This is a genomic window from Xanthomonas sp. LF06-19 (assembly GCF_034105425.1).
GTDB lineage: Bacteria > Pseudomonadota > Gammaproteobacteria > Xanthomonadales > Xanthomonadaceae > Xanthomonas_A > Xanthomonas_A sontii.
In genome coordinates, this window is the sequence record NZ_JAXGGH010000003.1 from 477,317 (window position 1) to 503,493 (window position 26,177).

A 26,177-nucleotide genomic window follows, 5' to 3' on the forward strand; every position below is an offset into this window, starting at 1 on the left:
CAGCTTACATTGGGTAAGCCGCCGGCCGACTATGGCAAAAGCGGGCTTCCCGCCGCCATCCATTCCGGCAACGACGCCGCAAGCGGCACGCGCTCTGCCTCGGCCACGGCGCCCAGATCGCAGAGAAAGGGGGATTCGCCGGTCCGGCCAACGCAACCAGCACGCCTTGGCCGCCGCTGTCGTCGCCGATCAGCACATGGCGCGGCAGGCAGCGCGCGACCTAGAAGGCCGCATGGCGTTCGGTCAGGTCAGTGGCGGCGTACAGCCGCACTCCATCGGCGCGCGGCCGCCCGGCCCGGGACGCGACCAGGGCGCGGATGGGCGGCGGCGAGGTGTCTAGCGCGAAGGCCATAACCGTCGCCACCATGGCGGCGTTTGCGGCGCTATGGCACCCGCATGTCGCTGCGTCACAGCGTCGGCATGACGCGACAGCAACAGCGGCAGTGCGGTCGCCCGCCAGAACACCAGGCTGACGTATCCCGAGGACATGCCGCCATGGCTGAGGCGCGGCACGAAGACCGACTCGACGGATGCGTCGTCCAGCGCCGTGCCGACCAGGCGCGCGAAGGTGTCGGCGAGCAGTGCCTCGCACTGCGTGGCCCTCGCCGGCAACGGCACGCCGGCCAGGGTCGACGCCATCTCTTCCCACAGATACGGATCGCCACGGCCGCCCCATCTGCTCGGCTCGTCCTGGAACAGGCCCGCCATGTCACCGATCGCGGTCATCGTTCTGCTGGCCTGCGGGCGCGCCGCTGCACTCAGTACGCGAACTCGCGGAACACGTGGTCGATGTCGCCCTGCCAGGCGCCGTGGTACAGCGCCAACTTGCGCTCGGCCGCGGTCTCGCCGCCATGCAGGATTTCCACCAGCGGTTCGAGGAAGCGCGATTCGTCCTGGCCGTCGCGGTTCGGGCGCGCGCGCCGGCGCAGGCCGGACAGGGCGATCTTCACCGCCTCGGCAGCCAGGTCCTGCACGGTGCCGTTGCGGAACGGCAGCTTCAGCGCCTGCTTCGGCACGCCGTCGCGCAGCGCGTGGCGTTCGACCAGGCTGAAATCCTTGACCAGGTCCCAGGCCGCGCCCAGCGCCGCATCGTCGTACAGCAGGCCGACCCAGAACGCCGACAGCGCGCACAGCCGGCCCCACGGACCGGCGTCGGCGCCGCGCATTTCCAGGTACTTCTTCAGGCGCACTTCCGGGAACGCGGTGGTCATGTGGTCGGACCAGTCGCGCAGCGTCGGCAACGCACCGGGCAACGCCGGCAACTTGCCCTGCAGGAAATCGCGGAAGCTCTGCCCGCTGGCGTCGATGTAGGTGCCATCGCGGTAGGAGAAGTACATCGGCACGTCGAGCAGATAATCGACGTAGCGCTCGTAGCCGAAGCCGTCCTCGAACACGAAGTCGAGCATGCCGGTGCGGTCGGCGTCGGTGTCGGTCCAGATATGCGAGCGGTAGCTGAGGTAGCCGTTGGGCTTGCCCTCGGCGAACGGCGAGTCGGCGAACAGCGCGGTGGCGATCGGCTGCAGCGCCAGCGACACGCGGAACTTCCTGATCATGTCCGCTTCGCTGGCGTAATCCAGGTTGACCTGCACCGTGCAGGTGCGGGTCATCATGTCCAGGCCGAGCGAACCGACCTTGGGCATGTAGCGCTTCATGATCTGGTAGCGGCCCTTGGGCATCCACGGCATCTCGTCGCGGCGCCACTTCGGCTGGAAGCCCATGCCGAGGAAACCCAGGCCCAGTTCGTCGGCGACCTGCTTGACCTCGTTGAGGTGGCTGCCCACTTCGACGCAGGTGTCGTGGATGGTCGGCAGCGGCGCGCCGGACAGTTCCAGCTGACCGGCCGGCTCCAGCGTCACCGAGGCGCCATCGCGCAACAGGGCGATGGTGTGCCCGGCTTCGCGCACCGGCTCCCAGCCGAAGCGGGTCAGGCCCAGCAGCAAGGCCTCGATGCCGCGCTCGCCGTCGAAGGTCGGCGGCCGCAGGTCGTCCAGCCGGAAGCCGAACTTCTCGTGCTCGGTGCCGATGCGCCACTGCGCTTCGGGTTTTTCTCCGGAGGCAAGCACCTCGACCAGTTCGGCACGGTCGGTGATCGGCGTCTCGGCAACGTGGCTGGGGCTCGACAAGGGCAGGACTCGCACGGCGGGTGAGGCGATGTGGGGACCATCCCCTGCCATCGCAAGGCCCGCACTATAGCGTGCCGGGGGCGGGGCCCGCGTCGCTACCGGCGGCACTGCAGCATTCCATGGCCGCGCCGCTGACGGCGTCGAGAGTGAGACGCAGCAAGTGTTCGCGGCGCCGGCTCGGCTAGGCTGCGGTCTCCTTCCCGCTCCGCCGCAGGCAGCGCCATGCGCCCGACCCACTCCGAACGCCATCGCACCGACCGCGCCGGCTGGCTGCGCGCGGCCGTGCTCGGCGCCAACGACGGCATCCTGTCCGTGGCCGGCCTGGTGGTCGGCGTCGCCAGCAGCGGCGCGTCGGCGGCCACGGTGCTGACCACCGGCATCGCCGGCCTGGTCGCCGGCGCGATGTCGATGGCCGCCGGCGAATACGTGTCGGTGCAATCGCAGGCCGACACCGAGCGCGCCGACCTGGCGCTGGAACGCCGCGAGCTGCACGAGGACCCGCAGAGCGAACTGGACGAACTCACCGCGATCTATCGCCAGCGCGGGCTGGACCCCGGCCTGGCCCGCCAGGTCGCCGAGCAGTTGACCGCGCACGATGCGCTGGGCGCGCACGCGCGCGACGAACTCGGCATCACCGAGAGCCTGCGCGCACGTCCGCTGCAGGCGGCGGCCGCATCGGCGGCCGCGTTCTGCTCCGGCGCCGCACTGCCGATCGTGGCCGCCTGGCTGGCGCCGGACGGCCGGCAACTGTGGGTGACCGGCGCGGCGACCCTGATCGGCCTGTCGCTGACCGGCGCGCTGGCCGCGCGTGCCGGCGGCGCCTCGGGCCTGCGCGGCGCGGTGCGGGTGGTGTTCTGGGGCGCGGCGGCGATGCTCGCCAGCGGCGCGATCGGCCATGTGTTCGGCGTGCATGTCTGAGCGGACGCGACCGCCGCTGCGCTAGCATCACCGGCCATGGCCGACACCACTTCCCCCGACACCTTGCTGCTGGCGCGCCTGGCCAGCCTGGCCGACTGCACGCAGGCCGAGGGCTACGCCTGCATCACCGCGCGCCGCGAACACGGCGCGCGCTCGGTGGAGATCCCGCAGCCGCACCTGGCGATCCTGCTGCAGGGACGCAAGCAGGTGCGCACCGCGACACAGGCCCTGGACTTCGTACCGGGCGACCTGTTCCTGGTGACGCGGCGCTGCCGCATCGATGTGGTCAACATCCCGGATCCGCACAGCGGCCTGTACCTGAGCGTGCTGGTGCCGCTGTGCGAGGAAGCGCTGAGCGCCGCACGCGTGCTGTGGAACGAACCGCTGCCCGCCGCCGGCGCGGAGCTGGCGCGTCTGCGCGCCGAGGAGTTCGGCAGCACGCTGCTGCAATGGCGGCAGGCGCTGCAGGACGGCCGTTACACCGAGGCGCGGCTGGCGCTGGCGGCCCTGGTGCTGGCGCTATGCCGGCGCGGCCACGGTGGCCTGCTGCTGCCGCCGGCGCCGAGCGTGGCCGCGCAGGTGCGCGACCTGATCGCCGCGCAGCCGCAACGCGACTGGCGTTCGCGCGACATCGAGGAGCGTCTGGGCCTCAGCGGCGCGACCCTGCGCCGACACCTGGCCGGCGAACGCACGTCGTTGCGCGAACTGCTCACCGATGCGCGCCTGGCGCACGCGATGCAACTGCTGTACACCACGCGCTGGCCGTTGAAGACGGTCGCCGCGCACGCCGGTTACCGCTCGGTGCGCAGCTTCAGCCAACGCTTCCAGCAGCGCTATGGCCTGGATCCTGCCAGCATCGGCAACTGAGCCACGTCGGCATTGAGCGCCGCGCGCAGCGGAATGAGCGAATCGCGCAGCGGCGCCGGCGCAGCATGCCGTTACCGCGGCGCACGCCGCTCTGCCAGGAAATCCCATGTCCGTGTTCCCGTTGCGCGCGCTGTGCGCGCTGGCCCTGAGCGCCAGCGCGGCGCTGACGCTGCCATCCGCCGCCCGCGCCGCCGCGCCTGCCAGCGCCCAGACGCAGGTGCCCGGCGTCTATCGCCAGGCGATCGGCCGCTTGCGCGTCACCGCTATGTTCGACGGCACCGTGGCGCTGTCGCGCGCGGAACTGGCGAACATTCCGCCGCAGGCGATCGCACGCCTGCTCGACCACCGCTATGTGCCGGAAAACGACAAGGGCCTGCAGACCGCGGTCAACGCTTATCTGATCCAGGACGGCACGCACCTCACCCTGGTCGACACCGGCACCGCGACCTGTTTCGGCCCCGGGCTCGGCCAGGTGCTGACCAACCTGCGCGCGGCCGGCTATGCGCCCGAGCAGGTCGACGACGTGCTGCTCACCCACGCCCATCCCGATCACCTGTGCGGCCTGCTGGACGCACAGGGCCAGCCCGCCTATCCCAAGGCGACGGTGTGGCTGAGCGCCGCCGACGCGGCGTACTGGCTGGACCCGGCCAGCGAGGCCGGCGCGCCGCAGATGCTGCGCTTCGCCTTCCCGCTGGCGCGCGCGGCGGTGGCGCCGTACCAGGCTGCGCAGCGGCTGCGGCGCTTCCACTCTGGAGACGCGTTGCCGGGCGGCGCGGTGGCGCTGGATACCCACGGACACACGCCCGGGCACGTGTCGTACCGCTTCGACGGTGGTGCGGGGCAGCAATTGCTGGTGTGGGGTGATCTGGTGCACTACCACGCGGTGCAGTTCGCGCAGCCGCAGGCGTCGTTCGAGGCCGACAGCGACCGCGCCGCGGCGATCGCCGCGCGCAAGCGCATGCTGGCGCAGGCCGCGGACCACGGCTGGTGGGTGGCCGGCGCGCACCTGCCGTTCCCGGGACTGGGCCACGTGCGTCGCGAGGGTGAGGCGTTCGCCTGGGTGCCGACCGAATTCTCGCCGTTGCCGGCGGCGCCTTGATTGGCCCGTACCCTCATCCGGCCCTGCGGGGCACCTTCCCCCGAAAAGGGGGGCCATGGTCCCAATGGGAGAAGGGAACGGCTAGCCCCTCTCCCGCCGGGAGAGGGGTTGGGGTGAGGGTCCGGCGCGCAGCGTCTCGCGGAGTTCGAGTGCACGAGGCTGCGCCCGTACCCTCATCCGCCCCTTCGGGGCACCTTCCCCCCAAAAGGGGGCCATGGTCCCAATGGGAGAAGGGAACGGCTAGCCCCTCTCCCATCGGGAGAGGGGTTGGGGTGAGGGTACGGCGCAAAGCGTCTCGAGAAGTTTGGATGCCATCACCGCCGCACTCACTCCGCAGCAGTCGGCTCCGTCTCCAGCCCCAGCCAGCGGCCGACGATGCCGCGTGCTTCGTCCACGCCCTGGCGGCTCTCGCCGGAGAAGGCCTGCACGCTGACGGTGTCGCCGAACGCGCTGGTCAGCTCCTTGCGTACCTGCTGCAGCACCTGCCCCTGCTGGCCGCGGCCGAGCTTGTCGGCCTTGGTCAGCAGCGCGTGCGCGGGCAGCCCGCGCTGGGCGGCGTAGCCCAGCATCTGCCGGTCGTAGTCCTTGAGCGGATGACGGATGTCCATCACCACCACCAGTCCGCGCAGGGCCTCGCGGGTACGGAAATAGGTGTCGATGAACTTCTGCCAGTGCGCCTGCAGTTCCTGCGGCACCTTGGCGTAGCCGTAGCCGGGCAGGTCCACCAGGTAGCGCTCGGGCTGGACCTGGAAGAACACCAACTGCTGGGTGCGGCCAGGCGTCTTGGACACGCGGGCCAGGGCGTTCTGCCGGGTCAGCGCGTTCAGCGCGCTGGACTTGCCGGCGTTGGAGCGGCCGGCGAACGCCACTTCCCAGCCGCCGTCGTCCGGCAACTGGCGGGCATTGTGGGCGGACAACAGATAGTGGGCACGTTCGAGGATCAGCGACATCCCCCTAGGATCGCACGTCCAGGGCCCCGGGCGGGCTTCGTTGACCGCCGGGCCGCGGCATGCCGATAATCGCGCGAGTGCGGTCGCCGTCCGGCAGCCGCGGGGTCGGGTCATACGGAGCTTCAGCAATGCGCCACGCTCGCGTTCTTGCCTTTGCCGGTCTAGCGGTTTCCGTCGCCGCCGCGGTCGCGTTCGCGCAGACCTCGGTGGTTCCCATTCCCGACCACGCGCCGGTGCGCACCACGCCGCTGGAGGGCGACATCGGCAAGGCCGCCTGGGGCGACCCCAAGGCCGGCCAGGCCAAGGCCGCGGCCTGCGCCGCCTGCCACGGCGCGGACGGCAACCCCGCGATCGCCATGTATCCGCGCATCGCCGGCCAGGTGGAGCGCTACAGCGCGCGGCAGATGGCGCTGATCGCCCACGGCGAGCGCACCAGCGGCGCGGTCGCGGCGATGGTGCCGTTCGTGCAGCCGCTGAGCGCGCAGGACATGCGCGACATCGGCGCCTACTTCGCCACACAGAAGGCCGGCGCCGGCATCGCCGACGACGCGGTGATCGCCGACGGTCCCTACGCGGGCATGAAGTTCTACGAGGTCGGCCAGCAGCTGTATCGCGGCGGCGACGCGACCCGCGGCATTCCCGCGTGCATGGCCTGCCACGGCCCGGCCGGCGCCGGCAATCCGGGTCCGGCCTATCCGCATCTGGGCGGCCAGCACGCCGATTACGTGGCGCGGCGCCTGCAGGAATACCAGGCCGGCACCACCCAGGAGCGCGATCCGACGATGTTCAAGATCATGGCGCAGGTGGCCAAGCCGCTGACCGACCAGGAGATCAAGGCGCTGGGCAGCTACCTGCAGGGCCTGCACGACCGCGCCGACGACGCGGCCGCCGCGCAGGCCGCACCGGCCGCGGCAACGCCACAGCAGCCGGCGCCCGCGCAACAATCCTGACCGCGCGCCGCCACGGCGGCGCCGGCCCGTTTCCCCTTCGCGCCGGTCCCGACGACCGGCGTTCGTTTTTTGCCATTGGAGATCGCATGAACCGTCTGCCCCGCCTGCTGTTGTGCCTGCTCGCCCTGCTGCCGTTGAGCGCCTGCGCGCAACCCAAGTCCGCCACCGCGGTGGAAGGGGAGGACTACACCCTGATCGCCAATCCCAAGCCGTTCGCGCCGCTGGCCGGCAAGATCGAGGTGGTGGAAGTGTTCGGCTATACCTGCCCGCATTGCGCGCACTTCGAGCCGCTGCTGGAGGAATGGGCGGGCAAGCAGGCCAAGGACGTGCGCCTGACCCTGGTGCCGGCGGCATTCGGCGGCTACTGGGACAACTTCGCCAGCGCCTTCTATGCCGCGCAGCAGTTGGGCGTGCAGAGCCGCAGCCACCGCGCCATGTTCGAGGCCATCCACGACAAGCGCAGCGTGCCGGTGCAGAACGTGGCGCCGGAGGAACTGGCCACGTTCTACGCCGGCTTCGGGGTCAAGCCGCAGGCCTTCATCGCCGCCTACCAGAGCCCGCAGGTCGCCGCGCAGGTGAAGGCCGCGCGCGATTTCGCCGTGCGCGCCGACATCTCCGGCACCCCGGCGCTGATCGTCAACGGCAAGTACCTGGTCAAGGGCAAGAACTTCGAGGACATGCTGCGCATCGCCGACGCGTTGATCGCCCGCGAGCGCGCAGGCAAGTAATCGGCGTACGGCGCTTCATCCGCGCCATGGCATCATGACGGGGTGGCCGGACCGCGCTTGCGGCGCGTCCGGCATTTGTCCCCCATCCTGCTGGAGATGTCGCCGATGAAGACCCGCTTCGCCCTGACCCTGATGGCCCTGCTGCCGATCCTGGTGGCATGCAAGGCCCAGGACGGCACTGCCGACGCCGTCGCCCCTGCCTCCGGCACCGCTGCCGCCCCGGCTGCCGCGCCCGCCGCCGGCAACGATGCCGCCGCTGCGCCCGCGGAGACGCCGGCCGCGCCTGCGGCCACCACCGCCGATGCCGCTGCACAGCCTGCCGCCACGGAAGGCGACAACGCCGCGGCCAAGCCGGTCGCCGCCAGGACCCCGAACGGTCCGGAGCCGGTCGCCGGCACCGACTACGTCGACATCGCCGGCGGCCAGCCGTTCCAGCCGACCAACGGCAAGATCGAGGTGGCCGAGATCTTCGGCTACGTCTGCCCGGCCTGCGCGCGCTTCCAGCCGCTGATCGGCCCGTGGAAGGCCGGCCTGCCGTCGGACGTGCGCTTCGTCTATGTGCCGGCGATGTTCGGCGGTACCTGGGACGACTACGCCCGCGCGTTCTACGCCGCCGAGGCGCTGGGCGTGCAGGAGAAGACCCACGAGGCGCTGTACAAGGCGATCCACGTCGACGAGACCCTGAAGGGCGAGCGTGGCCGCGACTCGGTGCAGGACATCGCCAACTTCTACGCCAAGTACGGCGTGGACCCGAAGCAGTTCGCCGACACCATGGGCAGCTTCGCGGTGGCCACCAAGACCAACCGCGCCAAGCAGTTCGCCACCCGCAGCGGCATCACCGGCACGCCGTCGCTGATCATCAACGGCAAGTACCTGGTCAAGGGCAAGAGCTACGACGACATGCTGCGCGTGGCCGATCACCTGATCGCGCGCGAGCGCGCGGCGATGGCCAAGTAAGCCGTCCGCCTCGGGCCGCACCGCCGTGACCGCTCCCGCCACCCGCACCCTGCGCGTGCTGACCGCCAACATCCAGGCCGGTTCCAGCACGCGCCGCTACAGCGACTACGTGACCCGCAGCTGGTCGCATGCGCTGCCGGCCGGGCGCAAGCGCAGCAGCCTGGACGCGATCGCGCAGCTGGCCAGCGACCACGACATCGTCGGCCTGCAGGAGGCCGATCCCGGCAGCCTGCGCTCGGGCTTCACCAACCAGACCCACTACCTGGCCGAGCGCGCCGGCTTCAACTACTGGAGCCACCAGCCGAACCGGCGCGTGGGCGGCGTGGCCTCCAGCGCCAACGGGCTGCTCAGCCGGCTGGAGCCGGTGGAAGTGCAGGACCACGCCCTGCCCGGCCGGCTCGGCGGGCGCGGCGTGCTGCTGGCCAAGTTCGGCAACGGCGCCGAAGGCCTGGCGGTGGCGGTGGCGCACCTGTCGCTGGGCGCCAACTCGCGTGCGGCGCAGTTGGCCTTCATCGCCGAGTTGCTGTCCGATCATCCCAACGTGGTGTTGATGGGCGACTTCAACTGCGTCGCCGACCGCCCGGAAATGCAGTTGCTCTACAAACGCACCCGGCTGCAACCGCCGGGCTGCGTGGTGCCGACCTTCCCCAGCTGGCGGCCGCAGCGCGCCATCGACCACATTTTGGTCAGCGACGGCCTGCGCTGCAACGCGCAGCGTGCGGTGCCCGCCGCCTTTTCCGACCATCTCGCCGTGGCCACCGAAATCGAAGTGCCCCAACACTTGCTGCGCTGAGACAAAGCGCCACACCGGCATCTCATGTGGGAGGGGCTTCAGCCCCGACGCGACGCGCCAGACGTGCTCGGCAGACCCTGCGCTCAGCGACTTCACGAGCGAGACGCAAACGGCTTCAGCCGCGACGCATTTGCGAAAGTGCGTCGCGAGAAAGGCACCTCGAACCTGCTGCCACCGCAGTCAAGCCGCATCAAGGCTTGTTCTCTACCCACCGCATCGGCAACACCCTGCGAGAGCACGCGCGCGCTCCCGCTAGGTCTTTCACGCACAGGTCGCGACTAGAACTTCAGATCCGCCCGCACGTACAGGTAGCGCCCACCGGGGATGCCATAGGTGGAGGCGTCGTAGCCGTTGAGCGAGCACGACAGGCAGATCGGCGGGTCCTTGTCGAAGACGTTGTTGACGCCGCCGCTGAGGGTCAGGCCCTTGAGCCAGTCGAAGCGGTAGCCCACCTGCAGGTCGTGGTAGGTGATCGCGTCCAGCGTGTTGGTGCCGGCCACCGGGTTGCTGCACACCGGGAACGCGACCGCATCGCCGCACTGCTCGGTCAGCTCGGAGATGTGCCGCAGCGTCCACGACGCATTCCAGCGGCCGCGCGACCAGTCCAGGCTCAGGTTGCTGGTCCACTCGGGAATCGAACTGTCCACCACTTCCACGCCCGGGCGCTGCGGCTGCACCTGGCCGGCCGCGCCGGTGGCGACGTAACGGGTGACGAAGGTGTTCTGCCAGCCGATCTTGAAGCGGCCGGCGGCGGTCTCCGGCGAGTTCCAGAACAGGTCCACGTCCCAGCCGTCGGTCTTGATCGAGCCGAGGTTGGTCAACCGGTTATTGAAGCCGTTGATGCCGCCGGTGGAGGCGCGGGTGATGCCGTTGCAGTAGGTCGGCGACAGCGTATCCACGCACAGGTCGAGCTGGGTCTGCGCGTTGATCGCCTGGATCGCGCCGTCGATGTCGTGGCGGTAGAAGGTCACCTCCACGTCGAAGCGGTCCGACCACGGCACGTTGCTGGCGAACCACGGGCTCCACACGAAGCCGGCGCTGAAGCTGCGCGCCTTCTCCGGCTCCAGCGCGCGGTTGCCGCCGGTGGTCACCGAGATCTGCGAGTTGGCCTGCTGGTAGCCGACGGGCACGCCGAGCGTGGCGCAATTGCTGGCGCTGCCGCGCGGCGCGGTGCCGCCCAGGCCGATCGAGCACGGGTCGGACAGGGTCAGGTCGGCGCGCGCGGCCGAGCCGTACAGTTCGCCGATGCTGGGCGCGCGGAAGCCTTCGGCATAGCTGGCGCGCAGCACGAAGTCCGGCGCCACCTGCCAGCGCAGGCCGTACTTCGGGGTGAACTTGCCGCCGAAGGTGGAGTAGTCGGAATAACGGCCGGCCAGGCTCAGGTCCAGTTTGTCGCCCAGCGGCGAATCGGCGAAGATCGGCACGCTCAGTTCGAGGTAGGCCTCCTTGACGTCGTAGCTGCCCTGCGTCGGCAGCGACGGCACGCCGTTGTAGTGGCCGATCACGGTCAGCGGATCGGGGCGGTAGAAGCCCTCGTACTTGCGGTATTCCACGCCGGTGGCGAAGGACACCGCGCCGGCCGGCAGCCGGAACAGGTCGCTGCTGAGGTTGGCGGTGAACTGGGTCAATTCGTTCTGACTGCGGTCGTGCACCACCGGCTGGATCCAGCGCAGCATGTCCGGGGTGATGCTGCCGGCGCCGCCGAAGATGTTCAGCGGCACGCAGCCGGCCACCGCCGCGCACGCCGCCGGATCGCCCAGCGCCAGGTTGATGTTGTAGATGTTGTAGCTGCCGTAGTTGGTCTGCTCGGCCTTGTTCTTGCTGTAGGCGCCGTTGACGTCCCAGAACCAGGTGCGGTCGGCGCCCTCGAAGCTGCCGATGAAGCCGGTGCCGACGTACTGGGTGTCCACACGCTGCTCGAACACGCGCGCACCGCCTTCCACCGGGCGGCGCCCGATCATGATCAGGTTGCTGCCCGAATCCAGCGCGAAGCCGAACGGGTTGTACGGGTTGGCGGCGGAGATGACGATGTTGTCGGCCAGCGGATTGCCGGTGCCGGCGTCGGGGCCGAGGAAGATCGGTTCCGGTGCGGCCTGGTTGGTCGACTCGCGGCGGTTGCCGAGCAGCTTCAGGTACCACTGCACGTCGTCGTTGAAGAAGAAGCGGAACTGGCCGAACACGCCCTTGCGCTCGGACGGGGTCAGCAGCAGGTTGGACGCGGCGAAGTTGTAGCGGTCGGCGGTGGTGAAGCAGTGGTAGTCGTCGCTGCGGGTGCAGCCGCCGGTGCCGTCGTAACGCGGCGTGCGCGCACCGCTGTTCGGGGTCAGGTTCTGCTCGGCGCCGGTGTTGGGGTCGACGAAGATGAAACGCCCGTCCGGGGTGGCCGAACTGCCGAAGCTCAGGCCGGTGCCGGGAATCGGATACAGCGACTGCGCGCGGTCGCGCGCGTAGATCGGATCCTGCTTGATGTAGCTGGCGCCGAGGAACAGGCTGGTGCGCTCGGTGCTGTGGCCCCAGGCCAGGTCCACGCCCTTGCTGGCGCCATCGCCCTTGTCGTACTCGCCGTAGTTCAGCGTGACCTGGCCGCCCTCGAAATTGCGCCGGGTGATGATGTTGACCACGCCGGCGATGGCATCGGAGCCGTACAGCGAGGACGCGCCGTCCTCCAGCACCTCGACGCGTTCGACGATGGCCAGCGGGATGGTGTTGAGATCGGTGGCCGCGCCCACGCCCGAGGCCGAGGACTCGTTGACCCAGCGCATGCCGTCGACCAGCACCAGCACGCGCTTGGCGCCCAGGTGGCGCAGATCCACCTGCGCCGAACCGGCACCGACGCCGCTGCCGTCCGGCGGGAAGCCGAAATTGCCGGAGGAGTTGAACTTGGCGTTCAAGGCCGAGCCGGAGGCGGTGAGTTCCTGCAGCACATCGCCGATGGAGGTCAGGCCGGTGCGTTCGATGTCGGCGCGGCTCAGGGTCTGCACCGGCACCTGGCCCTCGACTTCGGCACGGCGGATGCGGGTGCCGGTGACCTGCACGCTGTCCAGCGTGGTGGCCGTGCCGGGAGCGGCCGGGGGCGTCTGTTGCTGGGCGCCGGCGGTGGCGGGGACGCCGCCGAGCAGGACCATGGATACCGCGAAGACCAAAGGATGGCGGTGCAGGAAATTCATCCGTCTCTCTCTCCAGAAAGGATGTGGGTCGGCCGCTGCGACCCCCTGCACCGCGACGGCATGGAATTCTTTGTAAACAAATCGTAAACGCCGTGCAAGCATCCGGCAGGCAAAGCGCGGGCCATCGCGACGACTGGTCGATTTGGTAGACACGAGGGGTGCGAGACGTGGTCAAACGGCGACCTGCCTAAGCCCCTCTCCCCTCGGGAGAGGGGTTGGGGTGAGGGTAAGGCGCGAAGCGACTCGCGGAGTTCTGGCGTACGAAGCTGCACCCGCACCTCACCCGCCCGTGCCGGGGCACCGGACGGCCCGGCGCGCGATGCCGATCTGCAAACGCTGCGGGGCACGGCACTCATACGACGTGCCATGGCTCCGCCGATCGCCACGATGACCCCACTACACCCAGCGCACTCACCGGCCCGCCTGGACGAACGCGGCTCCCATCGCCGCAGCCGCGCCGGCCAAAGCGACGACAGCGCCACCATCGCCAGTTGAAACGGCGATTCATCCGCGTTCGGTATAGTCCCGCGCATGATCCTGCGCACGTCTCTCCTGCTGTTCGCCGCCGCGTTGTGCGGCCCCGTTTCCGCCCTCGCTCAGTCCCTGGATGCCCAGCGCCCGGCGATCCGCTCGGCGATCGACGATGCCGAGCAGGGCCGGTTCGATCCGGTCCGCGCGGCCGCGTTCAAGCAGCATCCGCTGTACGGCTGGCTGGAGTACGCCAACCTGCGCCGCAACATCGACAAGGTGTCCGATGCGCAGGCGCAGGACTTCCTCAAGCGCTACGCCGGGCAACCGGTGGCCGAGAGCTTCCGTGCGCTGTGGCTGCCGGCGCTGGCGCGGCGCGAGGACTGGCCGGCGCTGCTGGCGAACTGGAAACCCACCGAGAACCTCGGCCTGCGCTGCGCCCAGCTCAATGCGCGCCAGGCCACCGGCCGCGCCGACGCGCAGTGGGTGGACGAAGCGCAGGCGCTGTGGCGTAACGCCGGCAAGTCGCTGCCCGACGCCTGCGATCCGGTATTCGCGGTGCTGCAGGCGCGCGGCGGCATGACCGATGCGCTGCGCTGGGCGCGCGTGGAGGCGGCGGCGGACGCACAGCAGCCGGCGGTGATGCGCGCCGCCGCACGCGGCCTGCCCGCGGCCGACCTGGCCCTGGCCAACGACTACGCGGCGTTCCTGGACGCAGTGCACACGCGTGCGCTGACCTGGCCCAAGACCGAGCGCAGCCGCAAGGTCGCGGTGGACGGGCTGGCGAAGCTGGCCAAGACCGATCCGGACGCCGCCGAACGACAACTGCCGCAGTTCGCCCAGGCGCTGCAGTTCAGCGAGGCGCAGCGCGGCGCGGTGCTGTACCAGATCGCGCTGTGGACGGTGGCCTCGTACGGGCCGGATTCGGCGCGCCGGCTCAACGCGGTGCCCGAGTCTGCGTACGACGAACGCCTGCACGAGTGGCGCGCGCGCGAGGCGATGGCGCGCGGCGACTGGCCGGCGGCATTGGCCGCGATCCGCAAGATGCCGCCGGCGCAGCGCAACGATTCGCGCTGGCAGTACTTCGAGGCGCGGCTGGCGGAGAAGACCGGCAATGCCAGCGAGGCGCAGCGGCTGTACCGCGCGGCCGCCAGCTCCGCCACCTTCCACGGTTTCCTGGCCGCCGACCGGCTCAAGCAGCCGTACGCGTTGTGCCCGTGGGAACCGAACGACAGCGCGCAGGCGCAGGCGGCGGTGGCACGCGATCCGTCGCTGGTCCGCGCGCTCGAGCTGTTCAAGATCGACCGCGCCGGCTGGGCCGTGGCCGAGTGGAACGATGCGCTGAGCCGTTTCGACGACACCCAGCGGCGCCTGGCGGTGGAAGTGGCCAGCAACAACGGTTGGTTCGACCGCGCGGTGTTCGGGCTCGGCAAGCGCCCGGAGGAACAGCGCCTGTACACGCTGCGCTTCCCGTTGCACCACGCCGACACCATCCGCCGCGAAGCCGGCAGGAACGCGATCGACCCGGCCTGGGTCGCCGCCGAAATCCGCGCCGAGAGCGTGTTCAACCCCAACGCCCGCTCGCCGGCCAATGCGATGGGCCTGATGCAGGTGGTGCCGGCCACCGGCGCCAGCGTTGCCCGCAACCTCGGCCTGGCCGGCTACGGCGGCGCCGCCAGCCTGTACGACCCGGACACCAACATCGCCATCGGCACCGCCTACCTGCGCCAGTTGCTCAACACCTACGGCCTGCCCTACCTGACCATCGCCGCCTACAACGCTGGCCCCGGCCCGGCCGCGCGCTGGCAGAGCCAGCGCCCGGGCCACGATGCCGACTTCTGGATCGAGACCGTCAGCTACAAGGAAACCCGCGAGTACGTGGCGCGCATCCTGGCCTTCAGCGTGATCTACGACTGGCGCCTCAACGGCGACGCCCTGCCGGTCACCGAGCGCATGCTCGGCAAGCTGGATGCACCGCGGAAGAAGTTTGTGTGTACGGCCGCCGATGCGGCGGCCGGGAATCGGGAATAGGGAATAGGGAATCGCAACGGCGCACCGCGCGCAACCGCGCCGAACATTGGGTCAACACGCCAGCGCGACATCAGGCGAAGGGAATCTGCCTTTACCATTCCCGGTTCCCGACTCCCCATTCCCAGCCCCCAATGAACATCTACCTCGTCGGCGGCGCCGTCCGCGACGCCTTGCTCGGTCAACCGCCCGGCGACCGCGACTGGGTGGTGGTCGGCGCCAGCGCGCAGCAGATGCTGGAGCTGGGCTACAAGCAGGTGGGCCGCGATTTCCCGGTGTTCCTGCATCCGCGCAGCGGCGAGGAGTACGCGCTGGCGCGCACCGAGCGCAAGGCCGGGCGCGGCTACCACGGCTTCGAGGTGCAGGCCGACCCGTCGGTGACGCTGGAAGAGGATCTGCAGCGGCGCGACTTCACCATCAACGCCATCGCCCGCGACGAGGCCGATGGGCGTCTGGTCGATCCGTATGGCGGCGCGCGCGATCTCGAGCAGCGGGTGCTGCGCCACGTCGGCCCGGCCTTCGCCGAGGATCCGCTGCGGGTGCTGCGCGCGGCGCGGTTCATGGCGCGGCTGGCGCCGCTGGGATTCGTCGTCGCGCCCGAGACCATGGACCTGATGCGCACGATGGCCGCCGGCGGCGAACTGGAAACGCTGGTGCCCGAACGTGTCTGGCAGGAACTGCGGCGCAGCCTGGCCTCGGCGCAGCCCTCGGCGTTCCTGCGCACGCTGCGCGAGGCCGAGGCGCTGCGCTGGGTGCTGCCGGAGCTGGACGCGCTGTACGGGGTGCCGCAACGCGCCGAGTACCACCCCGAGATCGACACCGGGCGCCACCAGGAACTGGTCAGCGACATGGCCGCGCGGCTGGCACCGGGCGACGCACTGATCGGCTTCGCCGCGCTGACCCACGACCTGGGCAAGGCGCTGACACCGCCGGAGGAGTGGCCGCGCCACCTGATGCACGAGCAACGCGGCCTGGCGCCGCTGCGCACGCTGTGCGAACGCCTCAAGGTGCCGCAGGAGCACCGGCAACTGGCCGAGATCGCCTGCCGCGAGCATCTGAACGTGCATCGCCTGGCCGAATTGCGCGACCGCACCGTGCACGAACTGCTGCAGCGCTGCGACGGCTTCCGCAAGCCCGAGCGCGTCGCGCAGTTGGCCACGGTGTGCGAGGCCGACAAGCGCGGCCGTCTCGGCAGCGAGGACGCCGATTACCCGCAGGGCCGCACGCTGCAGCATCTGCATGCGGCGGCGCTGGCGGTGAACGCGCGCGACCTGGCGGCGCAGGGCCTGAGCGGCCCGCAGATCGGCGAGGCGCTGGCCAAGGCGCGGATCGCGGCGATCGCCGCGGCGCGGCCGTCGGCAACGCGGTCGGGAGAGCACGCGGGCTAATGTTCTGCTGCCACCATCAAGGTTCGTGCGCCCGCAGCTCGCGGAATCCCGAATCGATCGCGGACGGGTCGGCGAACTCCACCCGCAGGCCCTTGGCGGCAAGCGCGAGTACCTCAGCGTCATCGACGGCGGTGCCGCTCAAGCGCGCGATCAGCGGACCCAGCACCGCGGTGGCGAACGCGCGGGACAACGCTGCGCGACACGCCAGATCGGAGACATCCGCGGGGATGGCGCTGGCCGCCGCCAGGTGCTTCTCGAAATCTCGCAAGGGCTCGAAGAAGGTGGCGACCAACATGCCGACCCCAGGTTGCCCGACCGCCATCAGGCCATAGGGGGCGAACATGTACATGGCACGCCCATTTTCCTCGGGCAGGCCCATCTCGCTGGCCCCGAACAGATGCGCGATCACGAGCCGACCGCTCTGCCATGGCAACCGCACGAGGCTTCCTTCCCTGACATAGGCGCCGTTCTTCCACGCCGCGAAACCGGCACGAAACGCCTTCAGGAGCACGCCGGCGACATGCGGGTTGAACCCGGCCGGTGCGGCAGGATGCCGGGAATTTTCGGCAAATCGCCGGTGCAGCAACATCATTCCCACCGACAGCTTCATCAACCACAGATGCGCTTCATCGTCCGCGACCGCGGACCAGTCCTCCGACAGGCGCTGTTCCAGCCGTCCGAACTGGGCGTTGGCCTGCGGATCGGCAGGCGCCTTGAAATCGCAGAGCCTGGCGAAGCTGCCGGCATCGCCGAGCAACACCCGGCCCGCAGCTTGATGGCGTTGCGCCAGCCAGCGCGGAATCACATGCTCGCCGGCGCCTGACACCGAGATCCCGGTGAAGAGGCAGGCCGCGTCCATCGGCTCGTCGAGATAGCGGCTCGGTTCCATGCATCACCGCCTGCGTTGTCAGCGACCACCACTGTACAACGCGCACGGCAGCACGCGCGCGGTCCCGACCAGCCGACCGCGCGCGCAGCCGGAGCGCCGCCGCCTACTCCATCACACCCGCGATCCAGGTATGCCGGACCTGCAACGCGTCGTCCAGCAGCACCAGGTCGGCCTGGTAGCCGGGCGCGATGTGGCCGTAGCGGTGGTCCAGGCCCACGCATTGCGCCGGGTACAGCGAGGCCATGCGTGCGGCTTCTTCCAGCGGCACGCCCAGCCACTGCACGCTGTTGCGCACCGCGCTGGCCATGTCCAGCGCCGAGCCGGCCAGGGCACCGGCGGCGTTGCGCACCACGCCGTCGATGGCGGTGATGGTTTCGCCGTACAGGTCGAACGCGGGGCTGTCGGCGCCGACCATCGGCATCGCATCGGTGACCAGGAACACGGTGCCGCGCGGCTTGGCCGCTAGCGCCACGCGCAGGCTGGCCGGATGCACGTGCACGCCGTCGACAATCACCCCGCACCAGGCGTTGCGGTCTTCGAGCGCGGCGCCGACCACGCCGGGATCGCGTCCCTGCAGCGGGGTCATGGCGTTGTACAGATGGGTGAAGCCACAGATGCCGGCGTCCAGCCCGGCACGGGTCTCTTCGTAGCTGGCGGCGGTGTGGCCGGCGAACACGCGCGCACCGGCCGCGGCCAGGCTGCGGATGCTGGCCGCCGGCACGCGCTCCGGTGCCAGGGTGATCAGGGTGACGCCGTTGTCCAGCGAGGCGGCCATGGCCAGTTCGTCGGCGTCCGGCACGCGGAACTTGTCGGCGTTGTGGGTGCCCTTGCGCGCCGGCGCCAGGTACGGCCCTTCCAGATGGATGCCGAGCACGCCCGGCACCCCCTCGGCGATGGCCTGGCGGGTGGCGGCGATCGCCGCGCGCATCACCTCCACGTCGTCGCTGATCAGCGTCGGCAGGTAGCCGGTGGTGCCGTAGCGGCGGTGGCCCTGGCCGATGCGACGCAGCGCCTCGACGTCGGTGCGGTTGTTGAACAGCACGCCGCCGCCGCCATTGACCTGCAGGTCGATGAAGCCCGGCAGCAGGCTGCCGCCGCCCAGGTCGTGCTGCACCGGCGCTGCCGCCACGCGCGGATCGGCGTCGTCGAGCAGGGCGAGGATGCGCCCGCCCTCCAGCAGCACGCTGACGCCGTCGAGAAACCCGTCCTCGCCGAGCACGCGCGCATTGCGCAGCGCCACCGTGGTCATCAGACGGTCTCCGTCACTTTGTTCAGATGCGGCGGCAGGTCCGGGTTGTAGCCACGGCGCAGCGCCAGGGCGTTGATCGCGCGGTAGAAGCTCTGGATCGCCAGCAAGGGCGCGCAGGCCGGGTGCGGCGCGGCGACCAGCGGCAGGTCGCCGCCGGCGCTGGCCAGCCACACCTGCGCGCCGCGGCCGCGGAACTCCTCGGCCAGGCGCCGGGTGCCCTCGCCGGCTTCGTCCGGCTGGTCGAATGCCAGCACCGGGAAACCCGGGCCGACCAGGGCCATCGGCCCGTGCTTCACTTCCGCCGAGCTGTAGGCCTCGGCGTGCAGGCCGCAGGTCTCCTTGAACTTCAGCGCCGCTTCCTGCGCCGCCGCCAGGCCCAGGCCGCGGTCGAGCACGAACAGGTTGTGCGCCTCGACCAGGCCGTCGGTGAGCGAGCGCCAGTCGGCCTGCCAGGCCGCACGCAGCGCCTGCGGCAATTCCTGCAGTGCGCCCAGCAGCGCCGGGTCGTTCTTCCAGTGCGCGCCGAGCTGCAGGATCGCCGCCAGCGAGGCCAGGTAGCTCTTGGTCGCGGCCACGCTCTTCTCCGGGCCGGCGCCGAGCGGGATCACCGTGTCGGCCAGCTGCGCCAGCGGCGAATCCTCGACGTTGACCAGCGCCACCACGCGCGCGCCGGCGTCCTTGGCCGCCTGCGCGTTGCGCAGCAGGTCCGGGCTCTTGCCCGACTGCGAGATCACCAGGTACAGCGCCCCGCGCAACTGCAGTGGCGCTTCGTACACCGAGCCCACCGACGGCGAGGCCGAGGCGGTGACCACGCCGAGCTGGGTCTCGAACAGGTACTTGGCGTAGGTGGCGGCGTGGTCGGAGCTGCCGCGCGCGCAGGTCACCACGAACGGCGGCGGCGCGGCGCGCAACGACGCGGCGAGCGCGCTCACGGTGGCGTGGTTGCGTTCGAACTGCGCGGCGACGACCGCGGCGGCTTCCGCGGCTTCGCGGAACATCAGGGTTTCGGTTTCGGAGGGCAGCGCCATGGGCAGGATCACGTGGGGTCTGGGGAGGAGGAACGGCGGGAATGCGGCTGCATGGGCGCGGTCGAGCCGCGCACCACCAGTTGCGGCACGAAGCCCTGGTTGTGCACCGGCGCCGGATGGTCTTCGTAGGCATCGCTGCGCAGCTGGCTGATCAGCAGCCGCGCGGCGTGGCGGGCGATGTCTTCGGTGGCCTGCTTGGCGGTGGTCAGCGGCGGCCACGACTGGCGCGAGAACGGGCTGTCCTCGAAGCCGGCGATGGACAGGTCGTAGGGCACGTTCATGCCCGCCGACTTGGCCGCGGCCAGCACGCCGGCGGCGATCTCGTCGTTGGAGCCGAAGATCGCGGTCGGTGGTTCGCGCAGCGCCAGCAGGCGGCGGGCGCCGCGGAAGCCGTCGTCGAAGGTGTAGTCGCCGGGGATCACCAGGTGCTTGTCCAGGGTGATGCCGTAGTCCTTCAGCGCCGCCTCGTAGCCGGCATAGCGCTCGCCGCTGGAGCGATGCGAGGTGCCGCCCCACAGGAAGCCGATGCGCTGGTGGCCGAGCTGGATCAGGTGTTCGGTGATCTCGTAGGCGGCATCGCGGTCGTCGACGTAGACGCAGGGGCCGTCCTGCGGATCCTCGGTGGCGGCGATGATGCGCACGGTCTTGATCCCGCGCGCGGCCAGCGCCGCGACCAGGTCGGCACGCTCGGACATCGGCGCGGTCAGCACCAGCCCGGCCAGGCGCGAGCGCTGGGTCCACTCGGCCAGTTCCTCGGCGAGCATCGGCGCGGTGGAATCGCAGGGGTGGATCTGCAGGCCGAAGCCGGTCTCGCGGCAGGCGGCGAGCACGCCGTTCTGCACGCCGATGATGTGGTAAGGGTTGGGGTTGTCGTACACCAGCCCGATCACGAACGGGGTGCCGCTGCGCAGGTTGCGCGCCGACGGATCCGGCTCGTAGTCGAGTTCGGCGATGGCGTGCAGCACGCGCGAGCGCGTGGCCTGCATCACCGACGGTTCGTTGTTGATGACCCGCGAAACGGTCTTCAGCGACACCCGCGCCCGTTCGGCGACGTCTTTGATGGTGGGTCTGCGCATTGGATAGGTTTGCCGAGTTGGAGAAAAGCGCGTCAGCTCACCGCGCGCCCTGGCCGACGCGGTGACCGCGCAGCGCGAAGAACAGGATGTACAGGTAGCAGGCGATCATCAGGCCGGCGAAGACCACCTGGAAATCGAAGGACTCCTTCAGATGGGCGAACAGCTGCGGCACCGCGGCGCCGCCGACGATGCCCATGATCAACAGCGCTGCGCCCTTTTCGGTGAACTTGCCCAGCCCCTTGATGGCCAGCGGGAAGATGGCCGGCCACATGATGGCGTTGGCGAATCCGAGCGCCGCCACGAACGCCACCGAGACATAGCCCCCGGTCACCATCGCGCACAGCGAAAACACGATGCCGAGGCAGGCCGAAATGGACAGGTACTTTTCCTGGGAGATGTACTTCGGGATCAGCACCAGGCCGAGCAGGTAGCCGGCCAGCATGCAGGCCAGGGTGCCGATGGTGAAATATTTCGCGTAGTCGAGCGAGAGGCCGAGGCTGTTGCCGTAGATGCCGATCGCATCGCCGGCCATCACCTCGGCGCCGACGTACACGAAGATGCACAACGCGCCCAACCACACGTGCGGAAACGCGAAGATGCTGTCGCGGCTGCGCTCGTCGGAGGCCGACGCGTTCGCCGTCTCGGGGCTGATCTCGGGCAAGGGCGAAAACAGGATGGCGACGGAAAGCACAGCCAGGATGCCGGCGATCGCCATGTAAGGGCCATGGATGCGGCCAGCGAATTCCTGCAACAGCAGCTCCTTCTGCGCCGGCAGCACCTGTTCGATCTGCGTCGAAAAATCCTCCATGCCGTGCAGGACCACCTTCGCCAGTCCATAGGTGGCCAGCGCGCCCGCCACCTTGTTGCAGATGCCCATCAGCGCGATACGGCGCGCCGCGCCGTCGATCGGCCCGAGAATGCTGATGTACGGATTGACCGCGGTCTGCAGCAAGGCCAGGCCGCCGCCGATGATGAAGATGCCGCTCACCGCGCCCACGTAGGAACGGGCATTGGTGAACTGGCCGAAGATCGCGGCGCCGATCGCCATGATCAGCAGGCTCAGCGCCAGGCCCTTCTTCATCCCGGTCAGCTTCAGGATGAGCGAAGAAGGCAATGCCAGGCAGAAGTAGGAAATGTAGAACGCACTCGGGATGAGGAACGCGAAGGTGTCGCTGACATTGAAGGCGACCTTGGCGAACAGGATCAACGGCCCGTTGATCCAGGTAAAGAAGCCCATGATGAAGAACAACAGGCCGACGATGGCGATGGAAGCGTAGGGACTGGCGGGCCGTGCGGTGGTCATGGGCGGCGTGCTCCGGGAGGGCGCGGGGATCGGCGGTCAGCGTCGCAGTTCGGCGACGAAGTCGTAGTAGTCGTTGTGGCAATAGGTGTCGGTCAGTTCGATCGCGCTGCCGTCGCGGGTGTAGCCGACCCGCACCACGTGCAGGATCGCCTCGCCTTCCTTCATGCCGAGATGGCCGGCCAGCCGCGCCGGCAGGTTGATGGCGCGGAAGTATTGCAGCGCCCGCACCACCGGGGTGCCGCGCTCGTCCAGGTAGCTGTAGAGCGAATCGGCGATGGCGTGCGGATCGGGCACCACGTGCTGCGGCAGCACCGCCTTCTCGTAGGCCATCACCCGGCCGTCGGCGCTGCGCAGGCGGGTCAGCGCCGCGACCACCGTGTCCGGGGACAGGCCCAGGCGCAGGATCTCCTCGCCATGCGCCGGGCGCGTGCGCCGCTCCAGCCAGCGCGTGCCCGGCTCCAGGCCCTTCATGCGCAGGGTTTCGCTGAAGCTGGCCAGGCCGCTGAGCTGGTGCTGGATGTGCGAGGTGACGAAAGTGCCGGCGCCCTGCCGGCGCGACACCAGGCCTTGTTCGACCAGCGCATCCACGGCCTGACGCAGCGTGACCCGCGACACCTGCAGGTACTCGCACAGCTGCCGTTCGGCCGGCAACGCCTCGCCCGGCTTCCACTGCCCGCCCTTGATCGCCTCCACCAGCTTGCTGGCCAGTTGCAGGTACAGCGGCGTCGGCGCGTCCGGGTCCACGGCCAGCGCATGCAGGCGTGGATCGGCCTGCGGCTTGGGCTTGGTCATGGCGAGCTCTCCAGTCCGCATGGATTCATTATGTCCAATATAGTACCAATCGGCGGGTCGTGCACGTCGCGCCACAGCACGCGGCGCAGGCCCCGGACCGACAGCGCTGCCCGACCACGGCAACAGCGCAGTGGCGCGTCACCCCGAAATTCGCGGCGGCGAGTCGCCCAAGCCCCCTGGCCTCGGGCCGCGCCCTGCGCGCAGCGAGCGGCCGATTCCCGCCAGCGCTGGCGCCCATGCCCAGACGGCGGTCATGGCCGATGCCGATGGATCATGTGCCGGTATCCGCCCTTCGACAAGCTTGGGTGCACCGCCGCAAACCGCATCGTTGTCACCGGCGGGCACGAATTTGTCTACAAGCCACAAGACCAATCGCGGCGATGCCTGGCAGAGGTCTGAACCACCGCCCCCTGCGACCGCCCGGATCGCGGCAAATCCCGGGAAATCGGCCCAAGTCATCGACGTGAAGGCCGGTATGCGACCCGACACGCTGCAGCGCGATCCCGGACACGACAGGTCGGTTTTGCCCCGCCACCGGGCCACTCCGCGGCGGCATCGCGTTGACATCGTTGTCACCGGACCGTAAAGGTTCTGCACGCTTCGCAACGAATTCGGCACAAACACGGCGTCCGCGGACCCAGGGGAATCGGCATCGGTCCGCGCCGCCAGGCAGCACGCAACTCCGTCCCGCACCGTCGGTCACGCCGACGGCGCCCATCCATGAATGATGAGGAGAGACATCATGCGTCACCGCCCGTCCGTCCTGTCGGCCGCCATCGCCGCCAGCGCCCTCGCCTTCGCCGCGCAGGCGCAGCAGGCCGATTCCGCCGCCACCGATCTGGACGCGGTCCAGGTGGTCGGCATCCGCGCCAGCCTGGAGAAGTCGCTGGACACCAAGCGCAACAACGTCACCGTGTCCGAGGCGATCACCGCCGAGGACATCGGCAAGTTCCCCAGCACCAACGTCGCCGAGGCGTTCGCGCAGATTCCCGGCGTCACCATCGACCGCCGCTTCGGCCAGGGCGAGCGGGTCAGCATCGACGGCACCGATCCCAGCCTCAACCTGTCGTTCCTGGACGGCCACCCGGTGGCGCAGGCGATCTGGCTGTACGGCGAGCAGCCCAACCGCGGCTTCGACTACACCCTGCTGTCGCCGCAGATCCTGGGCCGCGCGGAGATCGTCAAGTCCACCGAGGCGCGGCTGACCGAAGGCAGCCTCGGCGGCACCGTGCTGATGCATACACGCCAGCCGCTGGACCTGAAGGCCAACGAGATCGCCGGCTCGGTCGGCTACAGCTACAGCCAGCAGGCCAGCGAGGGCAAGCCCAACGCCTCGCTGCTGTACAGCTGGAAGAATCCGCAGGAGACCTTCGGCGTCGCGGTGTCCGCGCAGCATTACGAGGAACGCGTGGACCGCCAGGGCCTGGAAGTGTTCGGCTACGCCAAGGCCGGCAGCTTCGCCAATGCCGCCGGCGTGCCGGCCGATGCGGACGTGCCCAACTCGATCAACGCCGCCTGGTTCCAGCAGGACCGCAAGCGCGACAGCGCAGTGGTGAATCTGCAGCTCAAGCCCAGCGACGCGCTGGAGTTCAACCTCAGCGGCCTGTACATCAAGGAAGACTTCGACAACTACAACCAGTCGATGTACAGCTTCCTCACCTGGAACCCGGGCACCGTGGCCGCGGTCGACGCGCTGGGCGACGTGCGCAACGGCGTGGTCAACAGCGGCCATTCCGGCGCCAACGCCAATGCAGGCGGCGGCACGGTGATCTACGACAACAACGTGCGCCAGTCGCAGGTGACCACCAAGGGCCTGGACCTGCGCGGCGCCTATCGCGGCGAACGCTGGACCTTGCGCGGCCAGGTCGGCCAGAGCAAGTCCGACAACGACCACCTGGCGCAGTACTTCATCGAGCCGTTCTACAACGGCGGCTTCCGCTGGGACCTGGACCGCGGCATCCGCTTCGACGATCCCACCGCCGCGCGCAACCCGGCCAACTGGGGCTCGGCCGGCGGCTGGATCGGCAACAACGGCGTGTTCTCCACCCAGAGCAAGGACCGCTACGGCCAGCTCGATCTGGACCTGCAGTTCGACGGCGTGTTCAACCAGTTGCTGGTCGGCGTGCGCCAGGGCAAGCACGACGAGGACTTCGCGCTCAACGTGTACGGCGGCGTCACCCCGGCCACCCTGGCCGACATCGGCACCATCGGCCTGACCGACATCCGCGGGTTCTATCCCGACCACGGCCAGCACGTGCAGGCCGGGCGCGGCAACGTGATCGACTGGATCCGCAACAGCCCGGTCGACTACGCCAATCCGGACCCGTCCAGCTACCTCAACAACACCTGGGCGCTGCAGCAGACCAACAACGCCGGCTACGTGCAGCTGAACTTCTCAAACGCCGGCCTGCGCGGCAACCTGGGCCTGCGCTACGTGCGCTCCAAGACCGAAGGCAGCGGCTTCGTCTACAGCGGCACACCGACCCTGCAGGATCTGGACAGCAAGTGGCAGACCCGCACGCAGACCGAACACTTCCTGCTGCCGTCGCTGAACCTGGCCTACGATACCGACAACGACTGGGTGTTCCGCTTCGGCGCCGGCAAGGTGATCGCCTGGGCGCCGTACAACCAGATGGTCAACAACACCTTCCTCAACGACACCACGCTCACCGGCAGCGGCGGCAATGCCGCGCTGTCGCCCTACGAATCGTGGAACTTCAACCTCTCGGCCGAGTACTACTTCGCGCCGCAGGCGGTGGTGGCGTGGTCCATCTTCTACAAGAAGATCGACAACTACATCGACACCTCGGCCACCATCGAGCGCCAGTACAACGCGATCCGCGACACTTCGCCGCAGACCTGGGCGCAGATGCTCGGCAGCAACGGCTGCACCGCCGACGGCTACTGCGACTACAGCATCCAGCGCCCGCGCAACGCCGGCACCGGCAAGGTCAAGGGCTTCACCCTGGCCTACCAGCAGCCGTTCGGCGACAGCGGCTTCGGCCTGTCGGCCAACTACACCTATGCCAGCGGCGAGAACAACAGCGGCAACCCGCTGCCCTACCAGTCGCGCAACAGCGTCGCCTTCAGCCCCTACTACGAGAAGGGACCGTGGAACGCGCGGATCAGCCTGAACTGGCGCGACAGCTACCTGGCCGGCGGCTACGTCGCCGGCGCCGCGCCGGCCAGCGTCGACGCCTACACCGACCTGGGCGCGAGCGTGGGCTATGCGTTCAACGCGCAGTGGTCGCTGCAACTGGACGCACAGAACCTGCTGGACGAAGAATACCTGCAGTACCTGGGCGACAAGGACCACCCGGTCGGGCGCTACCACAACGGCCGCCGCTACATGGCGACGCTGCACTTCAAGTTCTGAGCGTGAGGCTTCACCTGCGCTGCGGCAT

General features: G+C 69.6%; 20 protein-coding genes. 10 read left to right on the forward strand and 10 right to left on the reverse strand.

Annotation, left to right across the window (positions count from 1 at the left end; genetic code table 11):
* Nucleotides 1-336: 336 nt before the first annotated feature.
* Both SLW55_RS09030 and SLW55_RS09035 read right to left on the reverse strand, forming a co-directional pair.
* Nucleotides 337-726, reverse strand: a complete 390-nt coding sequence (locus tag SLW55_RS09030) for a hypothetical protein (RefSeq protein WP_295914460.1) — start codon at nucleotides 724-726, stop codon at nucleotides 337-339.
* 32 nt (nucleotides 727-758) lie between these two features.
* Nucleotides 759-2,123, reverse strand: coding sequence for a glutamate--cysteine ligase (locus tag SLW55_RS09035; protein WP_267084099.1), 1,365 nt, complete (start codon nucleotides 2,121-2,123; stop codon nucleotides 759-761).
* Between the two features lie 222 nt (nucleotides 2,124-2,345).
* Here SLW55_RS09035 and SLW55_RS09040 point away from each other — a divergent pair, with 222 nt between their 5' ends.
* From SLW55_RS09040 to SLW55_RS09050, 3 genes are all read left to right on the forward strand, one after another.
* Nucleotides 2,346-3,041: a VIT family protein gene (locus SLW55_RS09040; protein WP_153750678.1), complete on the forward strand. Its 696-nt coding sequence runs from the start codon at nucleotides 2,346-2,348 to the stop codon at nucleotides 3,039-3,041.
* Between the two features lie 36 nt (nucleotides 3,042-3,077).
* Nucleotides 3,078-3,908: a helix-turn-helix transcriptional regulator gene (locus SLW55_RS09045; protein ID WP_295941635.1), complete on the forward strand. Its 831-nt coding sequence runs from the start codon at nucleotides 3,078-3,080 to the stop codon at nucleotides 3,906-3,908.
* 106 nt (nucleotides 3,909-4,014) lie between these two features.
* A complete protein-coding gene (locus tag SLW55_RS09050) occupies nucleotides 4,015-5,007 on the forward strand; it encodes an MBL fold metallo-hydrolase (protein WP_267092804.1) in 993 nt (330 codons plus the stop codon).
* 326 nt (nucleotides 5,008-5,333) lie between these two features.
* Here the strand turns inward: SLW55_RS09050 and yihA are convergent, their stop codons facing one another.
* On the reverse strand, nucleotides 5,334-5,957 hold the full coding sequence (gene yihA / locus SLW55_RS09055; RefSeq protein WP_295928363.1) for a ribosome biogenesis GTP-binding protein YihA/YsxC: 624 nt from the start codon (nucleotides 5,955-5,957) through the stop codon (nucleotides 5,334-5,336).
* 128 nt (nucleotides 5,958-6,085) lie between these two features.
* On the opposite strand from yihA, the gene SLW55_RS09060 reads away from it, so the two are divergent.
* The 4 genes from SLW55_RS09060 to SLW55_RS09075 all read left to right on the forward strand — a co-directional run bounded on the left by SLW55_RS09060 (nucleotide 6,086) and on the right by SLW55_RS09075 (nucleotide 9,385).
* Nucleotides 6,086-6,907, forward strand: coding sequence for a c-type cytochrome (locus tag SLW55_RS09060; RefSeq protein ID WP_026143360.1), 822 nt, complete (start codon nucleotides 6,086-6,088; stop codon nucleotides 6,905-6,907).
* Between the two features lie 86 nt (nucleotides 6,908-6,993).
* Nucleotides 6,994-7,635: a thiol:disulfide interchange protein DsbA/DsbL gene (locus SLW55_RS09065; RefSeq protein WP_017910536.1), complete on the forward strand. Its 642-nt coding sequence runs from the start codon at nucleotides 6,994-6,996 to the stop codon at nucleotides 7,633-7,635.
* 105 nt (nucleotides 7,636-7,740) lie between these two features.
* Nucleotides 7,741-8,592, forward strand: a complete 852-nt coding sequence (locus tag SLW55_RS09070; protein ID WP_320744977.1) for a thiol:disulfide interchange protein DsbA/DsbL — start codon at nucleotides 7,741-7,743, stop codon at nucleotides 8,590-8,592.
* A gap of 25 nt (nucleotides 8,593-8,617) precedes the next feature.
* Nucleotides 8,618-9,385, forward strand: a complete 768-nt coding sequence (locus tag SLW55_RS09075) for an endonuclease/exonuclease/phosphatase family protein (RefSeq protein ID WP_267099692.1) — start codon at nucleotides 8,618-8,620, stop codon at nucleotides 9,383-9,385.
* Between the two features lie 278 nt (nucleotides 9,386-9,663).
* On the opposite strand, the gene SLW55_RS09080 is transcribed toward SLW55_RS09075, so the two are convergent.
* On the reverse strand, nucleotides 9,664-12,552 hold the full coding sequence (locus tag SLW55_RS09080; RefSeq protein ID WP_320744978.1) for a TonB-dependent receptor: 2,889 nt from the start codon (nucleotides 12,550-12,552) through the stop codon (nucleotides 9,664-9,666).
* Between the two features lie 531 nt (nucleotides 12,553-13,083).
* Here SLW55_RS09080 and SLW55_RS09085 point away from each other — a divergent pair.
* The gene (locus tag SLW55_RS09085) at nucleotides 13,084-15,051 is read left to right on the forward strand and encodes a transglycosylase SLT domain-containing protein (protein WP_320744979.1); all 1,968 of its coding nucleotides are present in this window, start codon (nucleotides 13,084-13,086) and stop codon (nucleotides 15,049-15,051) included.
* Between the two features lie 131 nt (nucleotides 15,052-15,182).
* A complete protein-coding gene (locus tag SLW55_RS09090; RefSeq protein ID WP_320744980.1) occupies nucleotides 15,183-16,436 on the forward strand; it encodes a multifunctional CCA addition/repair protein in 1,254 nt (417 codons plus the stop codon).
* A gap of 16 nt (nucleotides 16,437-16,452) precedes the next feature.
* Here SLW55_RS09090 and SLW55_RS09095 read toward each other — a convergent pair whose 3' ends face one another.
* From SLW55_RS09095 to SLW55_RS09120, 6 genes are all read right to left on the reverse strand, one after another.
* Complete coding sequence (locus SLW55_RS09095) at nucleotides 16,453-17,325, reverse strand: hypothetical protein (RefSeq protein WP_267082875.1); 873 nt, start codon at nucleotides 17,323-17,325, stop codon at nucleotides 16,453-16,455.
* A gap of 103 nt (nucleotides 17,326-17,428) precedes the next feature.
* Complete coding sequence (nagA, locus tag SLW55_RS09100) at nucleotides 17,429-18,574, reverse strand: N-acetylglucosamine-6-phosphate deacetylase (RefSeq protein WP_320744981.1); 1,146 nt, start codon at nucleotides 18,572-18,574, stop codon at nucleotides 17,429-17,431.
* Nucleotides 18,574-19,602: an SIS domain-containing protein gene (locus SLW55_RS09105; RefSeq protein WP_043095531.1), complete on the reverse strand. Its 1,029-nt coding sequence runs from the start codon at nucleotides 19,600-19,602 to the stop codon at nucleotides 18,574-18,576. Before SLW55_RS09105 ends, nagA begins: the two co-directional genes overlap by 1 nt.
* An 8-nt stretch (nucleotides 19,603-19,610) precedes the next feature.
* Nucleotides 19,611-20,678, reverse strand: coding sequence for a LacI family DNA-binding transcriptional regulator (locus SLW55_RS09110; RefSeq protein ID WP_010343153.1), 1,068 nt, complete (start codon nucleotides 20,676-20,678; stop codon nucleotides 19,611-19,613).
* Between the two features lie 37 nt (nucleotides 20,679-20,715).
* Nucleotides 20,716-21,981: a sugar MFS transporter gene (locus SLW55_RS09115; RefSeq protein ID WP_017908362.1), complete on the reverse strand. Its 1,266-nt coding sequence runs from the start codon at nucleotides 21,979-21,981 to the stop codon at nucleotides 20,716-20,718.
* A gap of 36 nt (nucleotides 21,982-22,017) precedes the next feature.
* Nucleotides 22,018-22,773 carry a GntR family transcriptional regulator gene (locus SLW55_RS09120; protein ID WP_010343151.1) on the reverse strand — a complete coding sequence of 252 codons (756 nt, stop codon included), beginning with the start codon at nucleotides 22,771-22,773 and terminating at the stop codon, nucleotides 22,018-22,020.
* Between the two features lie 742 nt (nucleotides 22,774-23,515).
* Here SLW55_RS09120 and SLW55_RS09125 point away from each other — a divergent pair.
* Entirely contained in the window at nucleotides 23,516-26,149 is a 2,634-nt protein-coding gene (locus SLW55_RS09125) for a TonB-dependent receptor (RefSeq protein ID WP_320744982.1), read from the forward strand.
* Nucleotides 26,150-26,177: the final 28 nt, after the last annotated feature.

Coding starts and splice junctions, on each gene's coding strand:
- SLW55_RS09030 (WP_295914460.1), bottom strand. CDS start 726: ATGACCGCGATCGGTGACATGGCGGGCCTGTTCCAGGACGAGCCGAGC.
- SLW55_RS09040 (WP_153750678.1), top strand. CDS start 2,346: ATGCGCCCGACCCACTCCGAACGCCATCGCACCGACCGCGCCGGCTGG.
- SLW55_RS09045 (WP_295941635.1), top strand. CDS start 3,078: ATGGCCGACACCACTTCCCCCGACACCTTGCTGCTGGCGCGCCTGGCC.
- SLW55_RS09050 (WP_267092804.1), top strand. CDS start 4,015: ATGTCCGTGTTCCCGTTGCGCGCGCTGTGCGCGCTGGCCCTGAGCGCC.
- yihA (WP_295928363.1), bottom strand. CDS start 5,957: ATGTCGCTGATCCTCGAACGTGCCCACTATCTGTTGTCCGCCCACAAT.
- SLW55_RS09060 (WP_026143360.1), top strand. CDS start 6,086: ATGCGCCACGCTCGCGTTCTTGCCTTTGCCGGTCTAGCGGTTTCCGTC.
- SLW55_RS09065 (WP_017910536.1), top strand. CDS start 6,994: ATGAACCGTCTGCCCCGCCTGCTGTTGTGCCTGCTCGCCCTGCTGCCG.
- SLW55_RS09070 (WP_320744977.1), top strand. CDS start 7,741: ATGAAGACCCGCTTCGCCCTGACCCTGATGGCCCTGCTGCCGATCCTG.
- SLW55_RS09080 (WP_320744978.1), bottom strand. CDS start 12,552: ATGAATTTCCTGCACCGCCATCCTTTGGTCTTCGCGGTATCCATGGTC.
- SLW55_RS09085 (WP_320744979.1), top strand. CDS start 13,084: ATGATCCTGCGCACGTCTCTCCTGCTGTTCGCCGCCGCGTTGTGCGGC.
- SLW55_RS09090 (WP_320744980.1), top strand. CDS start 15,183: ATGAACATCTACCTCGTCGGCGGCGCCGTCCGCGACGCCTTGCTCGGT.
- SLW55_RS09095 (WP_267082875.1), bottom strand. CDS start 17,325: ATGGAACCGAGCCGCTATCTCGACGAGCCGATGGACGCGGCCTGCCTC.
- nagA (WP_320744981.1), bottom strand. CDS start 18,574: ATGACCACGGTGGCGCTGCGCAATGCGCGCGTGCTCGGCGAGGACGGG.
- SLW55_RS09105 (WP_043095531.1), bottom strand. CDS start 19,602: ATGGCGCTGCCCTCCGAAACCGAAACCCTGATGTTCCGCGAAGCCGCG.
- SLW55_RS09110 (WP_010343153.1), bottom strand. CDS start 20,678: ATGCGCAGACCCACCATCAAAGACGTCGCCGAACGGGCGCGGGTGTCG.
- SLW55_RS09115 (WP_017908362.1), bottom strand. CDS start 21,981: ATGACCACCGCACGGCCCGCCAGTCCCTACGCTTCCATCGCCATCGTC.
- SLW55_RS09120 (WP_010343151.1), bottom strand. CDS start 22,773: ATGACCAAGCCCAAGCCGCAGGCCGATCCACGCCTGCATGCGCTGGCC.
- SLW55_RS09125 (WP_320744982.1), top strand. CDS start 23,516: ATGCGTCACCGCCCGTCCGTCCTGTCGGCCGCCATCGCCGCCAGCGCC.